The 15,381-nt window shown below is 55.8% G+C and carries 9 protein-coding genes; 5 read left to right on the top strand and 4 right to left on the bottom strand.

The window, feature by feature from the left end; genetic code table 11:
• The first annotated feature begins 138 nt into the window (after positions 1-138).
• From C8D82_RS16375 to C8D82_RS16365, 3 genes are read left to right on the top strand one after another with little or no spacing between them, the layout of a single operon-like run.
• Positions 139-1,221: a GntR family transcriptional regulator gene (locus tag C8D82_RS16375; protein WP_165833139.1), complete on the top strand. Its 1,083-nt coding sequence runs from the start codon at positions 139-141 to the stop codon at positions 1,219-1,221.
• A gap of 40 nt (positions 1,222-1,261) precedes the next feature.
• Entirely contained in the window at positions 1,262-2,413 is a 1,152-nt protein-coding gene (locus C8D82_RS22375) for a prepilin-type N-terminal cleavage/methylation domain-containing protein (RefSeq protein ID WP_116885409.1), read from the top strand.
• Positions 2,410-6,618, top strand: coding sequence for a glycoside hydrolase family 127 protein (locus C8D82_RS16365; RefSeq protein WP_116885366.1), 4,209 nt, complete (start codon positions 2,410-2,412; stop codon positions 6,616-6,618). Before C8D82_RS22375 ends, C8D82_RS16365 begins: the two co-directional genes overlap by 4 nt.
• A gap of 21 nt (positions 6,619-6,639) precedes the next feature.
• On the opposite strand, the gene C8D82_RS16360 is transcribed toward C8D82_RS16365, so the two are convergent.
• Genes C8D82_RS16360 through C8D82_RS16345 form a run of 4 tightly spaced genes read right to left on the bottom strand, consistent with a single transcriptional unit; the run spans position 6,640 to position 11,344 of the window.
• Positions 6,640-7,983, bottom strand: coding sequence for an HlyD family type I secretion periplasmic adaptor subunit (locus C8D82_RS16360; protein WP_116885365.1), 1,344 nt, complete (start codon positions 7,981-7,983; stop codon positions 6,640-6,642).
• Positions 7,980-10,535 carry a peptidase domain-containing ABC transporter gene (locus tag C8D82_RS16355; protein ID WP_206212525.1) on the bottom strand — a complete coding sequence of 852 codons (2,556 nt, stop codon included), beginning with the start codon at positions 10,533-10,535 and terminating at the stop codon, positions 7,980-7,982. Before C8D82_RS16355 ends, C8D82_RS16360 begins: the two co-directional genes overlap by 4 nt.
• Positions 10,536-10,580: 45 nt before the next feature.
• Positions 10,581-10,913, bottom strand: a complete 333-nt coding sequence (locus tag C8D82_RS16350) for an STAS domain-containing protein (RefSeq protein WP_116885364.1) — start codon at positions 10,911-10,913, stop codon at positions 10,581-10,583.
• Between the two features lie 17 nt (positions 10,914-10,930).
• A complete protein-coding gene (locus tag C8D82_RS16345; RefSeq protein ID WP_165833138.1) occupies positions 10,931-11,344 on the bottom strand; it encodes an ATP-binding protein in 414 nt (137 codons plus the stop codon).
• A 305-nt stretch (positions 11,345-11,649) separates the two neighbouring features.
• Between C8D82_RS16345 and rbr the strand changes: the two genes are divergently transcribed.
• Together rbr and C8D82_RS16330 are read left to right on the top strand one after the other, a co-directional pair.
• Positions 11,650-12,225, top strand: a complete 576-nt coding sequence (rbr, locus tag C8D82_RS16340; RefSeq protein WP_116885407.1) for a rubrerythrin — start codon at positions 11,650-11,652, stop codon at positions 12,223-12,225.
• A 2,496-nt stretch (positions 12,226-14,721) separates the two neighbouring features.
• The gene (locus C8D82_RS16330; protein ID WP_207776164.1) at positions 14,722-15,321 is read left to right on the top strand and encodes a P-loop nucleotide/nucleoside kinase family protein; all 600 of its coding nucleotides are present in this window, start codon (positions 14,722-14,724) and stop codon (positions 15,319-15,321) included.
• Positions 15,322-15,381 lie beyond the last annotated feature (60 nt).

Genomic DNA, 15,381 nt, shown 5'->3' with positions numbered 1-15,381 from the left:
CTTTCAGGTGAAGAGGGGGGCTTCGTACAATCGTTTTTCCGATATTTTCGAAAAAAATTTGCTTTTATACTTGTTTTTACATTGGCTTTGATTCATAATATATGTATCGAAAATATTATGGATGAAAGATACAAGTGTATGAGCGCCGATAAAATTTACCAGCAGGTTGCAGCATACCTGAAACAGAGCATCGCTTCGGGGGAGCTGAAGATCGGGGATGCGATCTATTCGGAAAACCTGCTTTGCGAGAAGCTCGGGGTTTCGCGGACTTCGGTGCGCAAGGCGATCCGGCTGATGATCGAGGAGAATATTCTGGTCAGCCGTCAGGGAAAGGGAACTTTCGTCAAGGGGAACGGCGGCGGAGTGCTGCACAATGCGCTCTGTCTGGTCAATCATTATACCCGGGCGATGCGTTACGATGTGACGGACCATTACTATACCGACATCATCTATTCGACGGAGCGCGCGACCCGAGAACATGAGATGGAGTTCCAGATTTTCAGCCGGGTGATCCGCACGGCGGAGGAGGCGCTGGAGCGGTTCAGCAAATTGAAGTTCGACGGACTGCTGGTGGACGGCTATTTCCAGAACCACTTTGAAGAGCTTGATTTCTTCCGCCGGATTTCTCCGAATCTGGTGGTGGTTGACGGACACCCGGGCGAAACCGGACTGCCGGTTGCCGCCCCGGATACGAAAGAGGGTTTCCGGCTGCTGCTCGGAGAGGCGGTAAGGCGGGGAGGGCCGGTGGCTTTCCTGTACCACGACCAGCAGTCGCTGCACCGCTGGCGCGCGGATGGATTCCGGGCGGCGGCGGAGGAGTTTGGAGTGCGTGCGGAGTGGCTGAATTACGGGCAGAATATCACCGCCGACAATTTCCTGAATCTCGACCATTATCTGTTGATCCACGATACGCTGCGCCCATGGCTGGCTCCGGAACATTTCGGCGGGACGATTTTCTGTTCCTGCGACTACGGAGCGGCGAAAGCGCTGCAGGTGTTGAAACGGTACGGTTATCACGCGCCGGAGGATTTTGCGGTGGCCGGTTTCGGTGGAGTGGGATTTTCCTGCTATACCGAGCCGGAGATCACCACGGTGAAAGTCGACTCCGACCGGCTCGGCCAGAAGGCGGTGGAACTGCTGATCGATCAGATCAACGGCGCGGTTCCGCCGGGGAAGGATTTCCTGCTTCCGGTCGGGCTGCTGAAGCGGGGTTCCCTGTGATGCGGAATATATGGAATAAGTGAGTGAAAGGGAGAGGACAATGGGAAAGAATCGGAATTTTACGCTGATTGAGCTGCTCGTGAACACAACTTGTAAAATATACAATCTATCCCCGTATGCCGCACTGCGTAAAAGAGAGGCGGCAAGGTGCCGCTGCCGAGTAACGGGATGTGCATCGTCACTGCGTTCCTCCTACTTATCCCGCCGGGGAGCTCTGCTCCCCCGGCCCCTCGTTCCCGCTCTGCGTAAAAGAGAGGGGTTCGGGGGAGAGAAAGCGGCGACTTGCGTCGCGTCTCTCCCCGTACCAAATCTCTCCAACATTTTCCTTACTTCTTGCAAGCTCTCACGCCTCCGCCAATGCTCTGCAAGCGGCAAGTCGGAGCAAAAACGTGAAGTTGTTTTTCCGCAAAAAAGCGGGAAGACAACTTCACGTTATTGTGAATCTTCTTCCTCCGCCGAGCGACCGCTGCTCCGCCTGTCGACCGTCCCGTACCCGGCACCGGCACCTTGCCGGACGCAGGGGGTGCGGGGGGCGGCGGATACGCCTCCCGCATCGGGCCACGTAAGGCCATTCACGCTTATTGAGCTGCTCGTCGTGATTGCCATTATCGCAATTCTGGCGGCGATGCTGCTGCCGGCGCTGAACCGGGCGCGGGAAACGGCGAAGACCTCCGGTTGCCGGAACAACCTGAAACAGATGGGAACCTTCATCCTGCTCTATGCGGACAGCCATGACGGCCGTCTGATCCGCTATATGCCGAATGGGGGCTTATGGACCAAAACCAACCGGGGAGAGCTGTTTCTGGCCGGCACGATCGACAAGGCGATGGCGGCGAAGCTGCTGAAGTGTCCTTCCGACCCGGAACCTTTTGCGAATGCCGGTGATACTTCGATGGTGAAATCAAGTTATGGGCTGAATGCGCTGATCGGCGGCAAGCGGCAGAGCTTTACGGCGCATCCCTCACGGATCTGCGTACTGGCGGATACGGCGGCAGGCAATCCGGATGACGGAACGCCGATCCGGATGGACCCCAATGTCGCCAAACAGCGCAACCATCTGCTGTACGGGGCATTGCGCCATGCAAATTCGGTGAATGTGCTGTTTCTGGACTGGCATGTCGCCTCGAAAAGCAATGTGGCGGAGCTGGCGGCGGCGTCGGCAGGGGTGAAACTGTTCTGGGGATTGGAATGATGAAAACGCTGATTGGTGCGGCTTTGTCGGCTGTTGCGATCATTGCGGCAGCGGTGGAAACGGAGTTGTGGAAACCGGGCGGTGAGCCGTTCGCGGTCAACGAGTTTCGGAATGGCGTGCTGCATCTGAAGGACGATACCGGCGGCAGGTCGAACAATCGGCTGTACCGTCGTTTCACGGGAAAGGAGTTGACGCCGTACCGGGGCAGGCGGGTGGTGTTTTCCGCCCGGATCCGGCAGTTGGCGGCGTCGCGGGCGAACTCGGTCGGTTTGACGCTGGATGTGAAGGCGCGCGACGGCAGGACTGTCTACCGGAGTGCGCGCATACCGGTGCGCGGCGCGACGGAGTGGATGCCGTACAGCGTGACCGCCGACATACCGCCGGACGCCGCCGCATTCGGTGCTTCGCTTGACTGTGCAAACGGTTACGGCAGCACGGCGGAGGTCCTGTTTGCGGAGGTGCGGCTGGAACCTGCCGGGGAGGAGGCGGCCTGGAATACCGGGACGGGCCGGTTGATCCGTTTGGAGCGCAATCCGCTTTTCTGGCGCTGGAACGCCGCTCCAGGTGTCCGGGCGGAGCTGGACAAAACGGGATTGGCGATCGCTTCGCCGGGACGGGTTGTACTGGCTCCGGCCGACGGCAAGCCGGTACTGCTGGCCGGTTCCACGCCGGATCGGGCGGAACTGAAAGTGGAGGTTGCGGAAGCGGTTCCTTTCCGGGTGGAGTTCCTGAGTTTCGGCAAAAGCAACCGTACTGTGGAGGTGGTGCCGTCCGCCGATAAGACCGGAGGCGGGCGGGCCGTGATCCCGTTGGAGCGGTTCGGGCCGTTTCACGATCTGGCGAGCTGGGATGGGCTGGCGGTGATCGCGGATGCGCCGCTGACGATCCGGTCGGTCACGCTGAGCGGGCTGGACCGGGCCGCCGAAGTCGTCAACCTGTTGCCGGACCCGAGTTTCGAGGAGGGAACGGAGCCGGCGGTGAATTTTAACCTGTGGGGTGATTACCGGCCGGAAATCACCGGAAAAGGCTTCCGGTACGACGGCAATGCGTTTCACGGCAAACGGTCGCTGCGGATCGAACCGGGCGGGTTTTTCAGTTGGTTCGCACATGATATGCGCGGCAAAGGCGCGGTGTTCTCGGCGTGGCTGCGCGGCGAACGCGCCGGGAAAGCGGAGCTGCTGCTTCAGAATATGGTGATGGATCACCACGGCGCGGCAGCCGCTCCGGTGGTGCGCGGCAGCGTGACGGTTGGAACGAGTTGGGAGCGGCGATCGGTCCACTGCCCTCTGGCCGGGAAGATGTCCGCAGTCGACTTCGACCTCTATCGGGCGGAAATTCGCAACACCGGCACGGAACCGATCTGGATCGACGCGGTGCAGTTGGAGCAGGATTTTGCGGAACCGCGCCCGTTTTCGCCGGTTCGCGGCTCGAAATATCACTATAAAATCGCCGAGACGGTTTCACTCGAGCAGTATCCGGGAATGCGCATCTCTGCGAATACCCGGCAGGGAGAGGTGGTTCTCAAGGTTGCGCCGCCGCCTCCGCAAGCAGTGCCGGTGCGGGGCGGTGTGCCGTTTCCGGCCGGAGAGTTTTTCGACGCGTCCGAAGCGGAGCTGCTGGACCGGAACGGGAAAACGGTTCCGGCACAGTTCACCGTGCTGGCCCGCCGGCCGCGCGACGGCAGCATCCTGGCGCTGGCGGTGGATTTTCAGGCTGCGGACGCCGGGCCTTTCCGCCTCCGTTACGGCCGGGGGATCGTCCCGGCGGCGAAGCGCAGGCCGCTGGCGGAGGAGCGGGAGGGCCGGATCAGGATCGACACCGGGGCGCTGCAATTGACGCTGACCCCGGACAAACCCTCTTTTCTGGAGAACGGCGATGCTTTCTTCGCGGTGAAGACGCCGGACGGCAAAATCCATCGCTCCGCTGCGACGCTGGTGAAACTTGAGGAGAACGGGCCGGAACGCTGTACCGTATTCCTGCGCGGCGACGCGTTTCTGGCGTGGGAACTGCGGCTGACCGCATTCCGGAGTCAGCCCTATCTGGAGATCGACTGCTCGTTTGAAAACAACTTCACCGAAAAAGACCCGCTTTACAGACTGGTGCGTTCCATCTACCTGCAGTTGCCGGGAGGGGCCCGATACCAACTGGACGGTGAAAGCGGCGCCGCACCCGCCGAATTCGTGCAGCGGCTGGCCCGGACTGGCCGCTTCACCGCCGATGTCGCGGTCCGCCGGGACGGGCGTGAGGCCATACTGCCCGGCCGCCGCCTCTCCGGCGAAGCCCGGAGCGGCAAGGCCCGTTTGCGGATCGACGAACTCTACGAGCAGTCGCCGCGCGGTTTCGGCTTTGAGCCGGGCGCGGTGAAGCTGATGCTGTGGCCGGAGACGGGAGTGAATCCGCTGGATGTCGCCGCCGGACTCTCCGGCACGATGCGGAGCTGGTACGCGCCGGATGGCGGCGCGCTGCCTCCGGCCCGCCGGCCGCTGCTGCAGCCTGCCGCCGACTGGATTCGTAAAAGCGGAGTATTCGGGGACTTTCTGACCCGGGAAGAGGCGGCGGCCTTCCCGCGTTCCGCCGCGATGATCGACCGGGTGTTCGATGCGGCCCGCAATCACGCCGCCGTGACCGGAATGTTCGGCTTCGCGGATTACGGCGATTTCGGTACGCGCAACTTCTACCGCAACCATGAAACCTCCAGTGTGCGGAACCTCTGGACCCGCTATTTGTCTTCCGGCGATCCGCGGGATTTCGCGCTGGCGGAGAGCCACAGCCGCCACATGCGCGATATCGACCAGTGCCATATCCGGCGCGGAGCCACGGCGGTTCATCCGCACAACTCCTGGAGCAACCTGACCTATAATTTCCACACCGGCCACTTCTGGATCACCGGCGTGGTCTGGCACTATCTGTTGACCGGCGACCGCCGTTCGCTGGAAAGCGCGCTCTCCAGCGCCGCGGTGCTGGTCCAGAAGTCGGCGATCCGGTACAAGGCGGGGCGGGAACGGCACCGGATGATTTTCCATCTGGCCGAACTTTACGAACTTTCCGGCGATCCGCAGCTGCGCGCCGCGTTTGAACGCCAGTACGGCTGGGGCGGCGCTTCCGACGCAGACAGCTACTACGGCGGTATTGCCCATGAGGCGCTCGCCAAATTGTACGAAGTCACCGGAGATACACGGTATCTTGAACGGCTGGACCGCGAAGCCGCGGAATTCCGCCGGATCAACAGCAAAGAAACGGCGCCGATGCCTCCGGACCGCACTGCGCGGCCGACCCGGTCGGGAAGCGCCAACGAGGGGCGGGCCGCGATGATGCTTTTCGCGGGGGCGATGATGGCGCGGTGCAGCGGCGATCCGGGATATCTGACCTATTTGAACCGGGGCGACGGCGATCCGCTGCTATGGCATCTGCTGGCCGGGAGTTCGCGCGACAATTCGCTGGCATGGGCTTTGCCTTATCTGGCGGCGATGCGGCAGTTCGGCCTGCGGGAGAAGCCGGCCATGCCGGAACGCTACGGCGACCTGAACCGGCTGGCCGGCCGGATGCAGATCGGAGGCGACCGGCCGTTTGAGCTGGAGCTGACGCCGGGGCCGGACGGGATGGCGGTGCTGGATCTTTACCGGATCCGCAGCTTCCGCTACTGGCAGTTCAAGCGCACCGACGACCGGCTCTCCGTGGTGGTCACGGACCGGGCCGGCCGGAAGCTGGCCGGTCAGACGCTTTACGCCAACGACGTCGCCGAACACCGCCGGATCACGGTGCCGGCTCCGGGCGGAGAACCGGTCCTTGCCCGGATGACGTTTCACAATGACTGCTGGGGCGGCGTCGGCAGCCCGAATCCTTACCGCATCCGTGCCGACCGCTGGTTCGGGACGCGCACCACGGTGATGGTGCCGCTGGTCTTTACGATCCGCGCGCCGGAATCCGGGCGACTGGCGGTGGATTGGCGGTGGAAAAACGCGCGCAACTCCCGTTCCGGCGAACCGCTGGCGGTCAGTCTGGAAACGCCGGAAGGAGAGCCGGTCGTCCGGGAAATCCATATCCTTGAAGCCGAACAGCCGGAGACGAACGGCAATTCCTTCCGGCGGACCGAATTGGAAATACCCGCGGAATTCCGCGGGAAGCTCCTGCGCCTGTCGCTGCCCGACCTGAAGTGGATCGAGTGGAAGCTGGACGGGCTGGACGACCCGTATTTCTATGAATAAGGCCGCCCTCTCCAGGCGTTCTTACGGTTCGCGGATGGCTTCGTCGAGCGATTTGATCAGCGGGTGGATCACATATTCGATCACCCGGCGGCGGCCGACCCGGATCTCCACCTGCGCCTCCATGCCCGGAATCAGTCGGAAATTCTCCGGCACGCCGCGCAGTTTGACCTTGTCGTCGATGTCGATGCGGGCGCGGTAGTAGGTGCGGGTGGCTCCCGCCTCGCCCTGCTGCCGCTGGAAAGTGTCCTCCGAAATATTGCGTATCGTCCCCTCCAGCGTGCCGTGCTTCTGGAACGGAAACGCATTGAGCTTGATCCGGCAGCTGGAATCGGTATGGACCTTCGCGATGTCCTTGGGTTCGATTTCAGCCTCCAGCTCGATTTTGCTGTCCAGCGGCACCAGCGTGATCAGCGCCTCCGCTTCACGAACCGCCGAACCGACCGAAAAGGCGGCGATTTCATGCACCACCGCGTCGCACGGCGAGCGGAGCCGGTCGTAGGAGTTCAGCTGCACCGCCTTCTCGTAGGATTTCTGGTTGCTGGTCAGCTCGCGCTGCACCTTGACCAGCTCTTCGGAGATGGAGTTGCGCCACTCCTCGATATAGGAGTTCTTGCTGGCGACGGCGGTCTGCTCCTGATGCTTCTGTTCGACCAGGGAGTTGCGCAGCTTGTCCACTTCGCTCTCCATCTCCATGCGGGTGATCTGGATTTCGAGGGTTTCTTTCAGTGAGATGGCCTTCTTGTCCAGCAGCTTGGTGTAGATCTGCTCGATCTTCTTGACAGCTTCAAGCCGTTCGGTCTGTTTTTCGAGGCTCTCCTCGGTGCTGTGCTGCGAGGCCTTGATCTGGGCAATGCTCTGGTCGTAATAGCGGATTTTCTCGTCGTAGAACTTGCGGCGCTGCTTGTAGATCGCCAGCTGCCACTCGACGTCCTCGTTGGCGGTGTCGCCCGGCTGGTAGGGCTGGTTCTTGAATTCGGCGAGCAGGCGGTTGAACTGCGCGGTCAGCGTCGAAACCTCCGATTCGAGCCGGGCGATTTCGGCGAGGTTGTTGACCGGGTCGAAGTGCATCAGCACCTGATCCTTCTTGACCACGTCGCCGACTTTCACGTCGATGCTTTTGATCACGGTCCGTTCCAGCGGCTTGATCACCACCGGCGGAGTGTCGGTGACCAGCTTGCCGGTGGCCCCGACGATCACGTCCACCTGCGATACGCAGGCCCAGATCACGGCTCCGGCCAGAAAGAAGAAGGCGCTGAATACGCCGACCCGCGCGGGCCACGGCAACCGTTCGTTCTTGATCTCCAGCGCGTCCGGCTGGAATTCGATCGCTTTGGAATTGAGGCGCTCCTGTTTGGGCTGGCTCATCTTGCAAGGTTCCTTTCCATCTGCTGGCGCCAGAAATCGCGGTAGATGCCGTCGTGCGACAGCAGTTCGCGGTGCGGCGCGAAATCGGTGCGTACGCCTTTATCCAGCACCAGGATTTTATCCGCGCCGCTGACGATGCTCAGGCGGTGCGAAATGATCAGCACGGTGCGCCCCTTGGCGATGGCGCCGAGGTTTTCCTGAATCACGTTTTCGCTTTCCGGGTCGAGCGCGCTGGTCGCTTCGTCGAAAATCAGGATCGACGGATTGGTTAAGAGAGCGCGGGCGATCGCGAGGCGCTGCTTCTGGCCGCCGGAGAGGTTCGAGGCGTTTTCCTCAAGCATGGTGTCGTACCCTTTGGGCAGCGTCTGCACGAAGTCGTGGGCGCCGGCGAGCCGGGCCGCGTAGATGATCTCCTCAAGCGTCGCGTTGCGCTTGGTCAGGCAGATGTTTTCGCGGACGGTGCCGTTGAAGAAGTAGTTCTCCTGCAGCACCACGCCGATGCTGGAGCGCAGGTGGGATTTGTCGATTTCGCGCAGGTCGATGCCGTCGATCTTGATCAGGCCGGACTGCACCGGATACAGCCCCTGCAGCAGCTTGGTCAGCGTGGTCTTGCCCGAACCGGAGCGCCCGACGATGCCGATGGTCGAACCGACCGGCACGTCGAGGTCGAGGTTCCTGATCACCTGCGGAGTGTCGGGACGGTACTGGAAGGTCACGTTTTCAAACGAGATATTGCCCTTGAGCGGGTTGCGGACGCCTCCGCCGGCGGGTTCGACCGGGGTGTTCATCACCACGCCGAGCATCCGCACGGAAAGCGCGACCTGCTGGTATTCGTGGATCAGCCCGACCAGCCGCACCAGCGGGCCGGTCACGCGGCCGGAAAGCATCTGGAACGCGATCAGCGCACCGATGCTCAGCACATGGTCGAACACCAGCGACGCGCCGAGCCAGATCACCGAAACCGTCATCAGCATTTCAAGCATCTGGCTGATGGTGCGGGCGGTCATCGAAATCTTGCCGACCCGGAAGTAGGACTTGATCGCGTAGGCGGTCGAATCGTTCCACGCCTTCTCCTCGACCGGTTCGATCGCGAGCGACTTCACGGTGCGGATGCCGTGGATGGACTCGACCAGCATGCTCTGGCGCTTGCCCTCCGCCTGGTAAAGCTCGTTCAGGCGGATCTGGAAAGGCTTGATCAGCGTGGCGATCACCAGCGCCATCAATACCGAATACCCCAGCACCACCAGCGTCAGCTCCACGCTGTAGAGCAGCAGGAACGGGATGAACACCACCAGGCTGAACAACTCCAGCACCGTGAAAAAGAGGTTCCCCGACAGGAAGCCGCGGATCTTCTCGGTCTGCTGCATGTGCTTGAGCAGCACCCCGGACGGCACCCGCTCGAAAAATTCGATCGGCAGCCGCATCAGGTGCTTGAAGGTCTTGGTCGCGGTCGCGATGTCGATCTTGTTGGTCGCGAAAAGCAGCAGGTAGTTGCGCAGATATTCGAGCACCGCGTTGAAGAGGATCGCCGCGACGATGCCGATGCCGAGCACGTTCAGCGTGTTGTAGCTGTTGTTGACCAGCACTTTGTCCACTACGATCTGGAAGAACAGCGGCGTGATCAGCGCGATCGCGTTGATCATCAGCACCGCCAGCGCGATCTGGCCGAAGATGCCCTTGAGTTTCAGGAATTCCGGGATGAACCAGCGCAGTCCGAAAGGCTGGTCCTCGTCGGCGAGTTTGTAGACGCGCTTGAGCAAGATGCCGCTGCCGGAGCTGGTTTCCTCGAACTCTTTTTGCGCCATGAAGTTGAACTGCTGGCCGGGGTGTTCGGCCTGCCAGGCGGGATCGACCACCGCGAGGTCGTCGCCCTCCTCCCGGCGGCGCATGCCGCAGATCACCCGGCGGGTGCCGTCCTTCTTGAGGTCGATCAGCGGGAACGCCTGCCCCATTCCGGCGAAATCCTTCCAGCGCAGCCGGACCTTTTTGGCTTTTAGCTGATAGTCTCCGGCAATCTCCAGCAGTTGCGGCACCGAAACCTCCTGCTCGCCCGCCGCATAATCATGCAGCAGCCGCCGGATGTCCATCGGCACGTTGTGGTGGCGGCCGATCGCGGTCAGCGCGAAAAGCCCGCTGTGCTTGCGGTTGTCCACCGCCTGAAGTGTTCGGAAGATGATCACCGCGTCGCCCAGACGGGGACGCAGCTGTTCGGTCGGCACGTTGAGCATGCCGCCCTTGCCCTGTGCCAGCGGGTCGAAGAGGGTGACTCCCGGCCCTTTGAGCTGCTGCAGGTTCACCGCGCAGACCCAGCTGCCGCTCTGAAGCAGCAGCAGGGCGGGACCCGCATAGGTTTCCGCCAGGTCGGCGGCGTTCTTATGCTGTTCCGGACTCAACTGCAGCGCGGCGGCGAGTTTCATCAGTCCGGAGGACTGGTCCGCCGCGAACTCCTTCTGCAGCTCCGGCGTGATCAGCGCGTCGAAGTTGATGTCGCGTTTGAGGTTGGCTGAAAGGTAGCGCAGACATGCGATACCGGTTACGTTCACTGGTTCCACTGGATATTCCTTTCTGGAGGCGTTCCTGACCGGTGCGGAGAGGAGCTACTGCAAGGCGGTCCGGGCGTCGTTCAAGTCGCCGCAGATGGTGAAAATCGTCGAAAAGCCGCTGATGTCGAGGACTTCGCGCACTCCCGGCGCCGGCTCCGCCAGCGCCAGTTTGCCGCCAGCGGCCCGCAACCGCTTGGCCATCAGCAGAAATACCCGCAAACCGGCGCTGCTCACGTATTCCAGATCCCGCATAAGGACGATCCAGCTGCCGCCGCGGGAGAGTTCCTCGGAAATTTTCTGTTCGGCCGGGCCGCTGGTTGCGGAATCCAGCCGTCCCGACATGGTCAGCACGGTTACGCCGTTTTCGGATTTGAAATCAAGTTCCATGTTCCTACCTGTTCGTTTTATTCTTTGTCGATGCAGATCGACAGCACGTTTCTGTTCTCTTTGCGTTCGTATTCCATCGACCTGACCAGATTGCGGGTCAGGTAGATGCCCATGCCGCCGATATCGCGCTCTTCGATCCCGGCTTCCGCCGGAGCCTGCGCTTCGAGCGGATTGAATTCGTGCCCGTCGTCGCTCAATACCAGCCGCAGGTCCTTCTGATTGAACCCCACCGAGATTTCGATCGTCCTGGTACCCGGTTCGTCGTAACCGTATTTGATGATATTGGTCGCCATCTCCTCCAGGGCAAGATCGAGCACATACTGCGTTTTGGGACTCAGGTCCTCATATTCCTTCAACTGCCGGATTTCCGCCGCCAGCTGCATCAGCTTGCCGATATCGTTGGGCAGATGAAACAAAAATTCTTTATACATTGACAATTCTCCGGTATTATTTCCGGCCCGGGTCTGTATTTTATATCGTTGACCGGGATCTCCGTTCCGCTTTCCCGGAACTTTCATACCCTACACCCTGCCGGCTCGATTGACAAGTCCGAAAACCTTTCCGTGATTTTTTTTTATCAAAAAATTTCAGGAACATACTTGCCTTTATGACTATATGTGGTAAATTCTTATATGGATCGGTTGAGGAGAGTGCCGAATCCGGAGAAAAAGAATCCGTGTTGTCGTTCAGCGACGGGAACGCGTCAAATTCATAACCAACCAGAGGAGAATGTATGATGAAATCCATCAAAGGAACCGAAACCGAAAAGAACCTGTTGAAATCTTTCGCCGGCGAATCTCAGGCCCGCAACCGCTACACCTTCTTCGCCAGCCAGGCGAAAAAAGAGGGGTATATGCAGATTTCGGACATTTTCACCGAAACCGCCAATCAGGAGAAGGAGCACGCGGAGCGGTTCTTCAAGTTCCTCGAAGGCGGCGACCTGGAAATCACCGCGAGCTTTCCGGCCGGCGTGATCGGCGACACCCGCGCCAACCTGATCGAAGCCGCTGCCGGCGAACACGACGAATGGTACAACCTGTATCCGGCATTTGCCGCGAAGGCCCGCGAGGAGGGCTTCCCGGCGATCGCGTATGTATGGGAGCATGTGGTCGTCGCCGAAAAGCAGCATGAGCACCGTTATCTGGGCCTGCTTGCGAACGTCGAAAACGGCACGGTTTTCAAGAAGGACCATCCGGTCGTCTGGCGCTGCCGCAACTGCGGCTACCTCCACGAGGGGACCGAAGCGCCGGAAACCTGCCCGGCCTGCGCACACCCGCGCGCCTATTTCGAGATTCTTGCCGAAAACTGGTAAGTTCTGTTTGCCTGAAAGGTGAACGAAACCGCTTTCCGGCCAGCCGGAAAGCGGTTTTTTCATAAGCGATTCGTGTCTGGAATGAAACGGCAGCGATCGGCCGGAGCATGGATTGTTCCGTCAGGCTATCGCTGATTTTTCTGCAGCTTCAATCGATTGATCAATCAAACATGAATTGATATGAGATCCGGGGCTGTACGGCAGGCATGGCTTTCGCCGGTCTGCCCGCTTGATCGCGGGTTTGCCATTTTACGGAAGTTCCCATCCGGCAGCGATAGCAAAAAAACGGATGAATTCTATTCCGGGACTTGTACTTGGGAACCAATGGGATATAGTAATTCAAAGATTTTGTGTGCCGAAGAAGATATTCTGCTGCTGATGTTACACTGCATTCCTTTTTTTAACAAGGTGACTTCATGAGAATTTTTGTTAAAAAAGAAGCGATGTGCTTACTGGCTTGCTATTTATGGCAATATCGCCGACTTTGTAGTCTTGCTTTTGACAATCAAATTTCATGGCTAGAAATAACAAAGTATTACCAGTCGAATTATCTGGATCGCAATATTTATGTACTCGAAAAGCTGCATCGATTTTTGCATGATCATTCATGTGCAGAACATATTAAAATAACATGTCTTGATCATATCGGTTATACTATTTGCAATGGTATATATTCAGTTATCCCCTCCAGACATTTGGGAAAATATTTTAGAAACCATATTGATTTCTGTTGTATTAGCAAAATTTTTCATGTCTTTATGGTAACCAATAGAATATTCAATGATAAGGAATACAGAGGGTGGCTTGCGAAGCACAATTTCATAATTGCATACATATTAATTGAGATAATTGACAAGCAGACGAACTGTTTGAAGGTCATTCGTTATTTCCCGCACATTGAAAATATTGGATATTCATATTCGCCTCCGATGTCTCCTGACATAATTATGAGAAAACAATTTAAAAAATCGGAACAGGAAATTCTTTCGGAAGATTGGTTTAGACCGTGATGTTATTCCATAGCAGAACCTCAAAAATCAATGTGTTACACAGCTTGGGATATCATAAATACAGATGTATGAAAATATCAAGGTGATTTATGAGAATTTTTATTAAGAAAGAAGCGATTTGCTTGTTGGTTTGTTATTTATGGCAATATCGCCGACTTTGTGTTCTTGCTTTTGATAATCAAATTTCATGGATAGAAAGAACAAAATATTACCGGTCGAATTATCTGGATCGCAATATTTATGTACTCGAAAAGCTGCATCGATTTTTGCATGATCATTCATGTGCAGAACATATTAAAATAACATGTCTTGATCATATCGGTTATACTATTTGCAATGGTATATATTCAGTTATCCCCTCCGGATATTTTGGAAAATATTTTAGAAACCATATTGATTTCTGCTGTATTAGCAAAATTTTTCATGTTTTTATGGTAACCAATAGAATATTCAATGATAAGGAATACAGATGGTGGCTCGCGAAGCACAATGCCATAATTGCAGACATATTAATTGATGAGATAATCGACAGGCAGACGAACTGTTTGAAGGTCATTCATTATTTCCTGCACACTGAAAATATTGGATATTCATATTCGCCTCCGATGTCTCCTGACATAATTATGAGAAAACAATTTAAAAAATCGGAACAGGAAATTCTTTCGGAAGATTGGTTTAGACCGTGATGTTATTCAATGGCAGTAGTTTTCGGCTATGGGGTTACTGTGATTTTGTAAAACCTTCTATAGCTTCAGTAGATTAATCAAATATGAATTGATATGAGAGCCGGGGCTTGGTACGGCAGGAATGGCTTTCGCTGGTCTGCCCGCTTGATCGCGGGTTTGCCATTTTACGGAGGTTTCCATCCGATAGTGATAACAAAAAATGGATGAATTCTATTCCAGAACTTGTGCTTGGGAGCCAATGGGATATAGTAAATTAAAGATTTTGTGTGCCGAAGAAGATATTCTGCTGCTGATGTTACACTGCATTCTTTTTTAAACAATGAAAGTCATGGAAATTAATAAGGTGACTTCATGAGAATTTTTGTTTAAAAAAAAGTGAGATGCTTATTGATTTGTTACTTATGACAATATCGCTGACTTTGTTGTCTTGCTTTGGATAATCAAATTCCATGAATGAAAATAATAAATTGCTTTATTTATTGAAATATCAACGCTATTTCAAGGAGCATAAGCGGTTTATTTGTGTATGCTAGTAAAAGGTATATTAATAATATCTTATGAGTGTAGACGAGCAGGCTGAGAATATGTTTTCTCGGTTGGTAAAGGAATGTGCTGACAGACATTGAGTGACGGAACTGCTGAAAGTTGAAAATCAACTTTTATGGGTAAGAAATAAACAACATTCAGGCGTGTGTACGGGAAGTTCTAGAGCATGAGATAACGTATTTATGGGCAGTAGGCGGCGCTTCTGCGGTGTGTGGGAGTGCCGCTTAGACCTAAATCAAAGACAGTTCTGAGGATTGAAAAAGCCTATACTTTCGTGTATAATTGAGGAGAAAGATCAGATAAAGAAACCGGAATTTGGAGATAAGATATTAATGGATTTTCAATTAGATTATCAAAATCGCAAACCCTTATTTATAACGTTAGCAGGATTGCCGGGAACAGGTAAAACCACCTTGGCAAAATCATTGGCGAAAAAATTATCTCTGGTATATCTTCGTTTAGATTGTATAGAGGTACCATTTTGTAGATATAATGCAACTTCAGGTTTAAAAGGAGAAGGGTATGATGCAATAGTAAATCTTGCAAGAGAAAATCTTAATTTGGGGTTAAGTGTAATCATTGATACAGTCAATCCATTACATTTGACCAGAAAATTATTTCGAGATTTAGCTAAGGAGTCTAATGTAAAACTCTTGCAGTTTGAATTGAAAACAAATAATTTGTTGTTACATAAGAAACGAATAGAACAACGAAAAGCCGATATAATTGGTCATAATCTTCCTACTTGGAATAAAGTGTTAAATGTAGAGTATGAGGAATGGGATGAAAGTATAGATGGTTTGGTAACTGTAATTTTTAGTTATTGTCCCAAATTTTGTGAAACACACTTGTAGTTTCCAACGCCGATAACGACGTTGCCGATAATTTGCATACGTTTTTGCCAGTAGTCCTCC

Origin of the sequence: Victivallis vadensis, from assembly GCF_003096415.1 — a bacterium.
Lineage (GTDB): Bacteria > Verrucomicrobiota > Lentisphaeria > Victivallales > Victivallaceae > Victivallis > Victivallis vadensis.
Note: the sequence above shows the minus strand (reverse complement) of the source record. Positions and strands in the feature narration are given on the sequence as shown.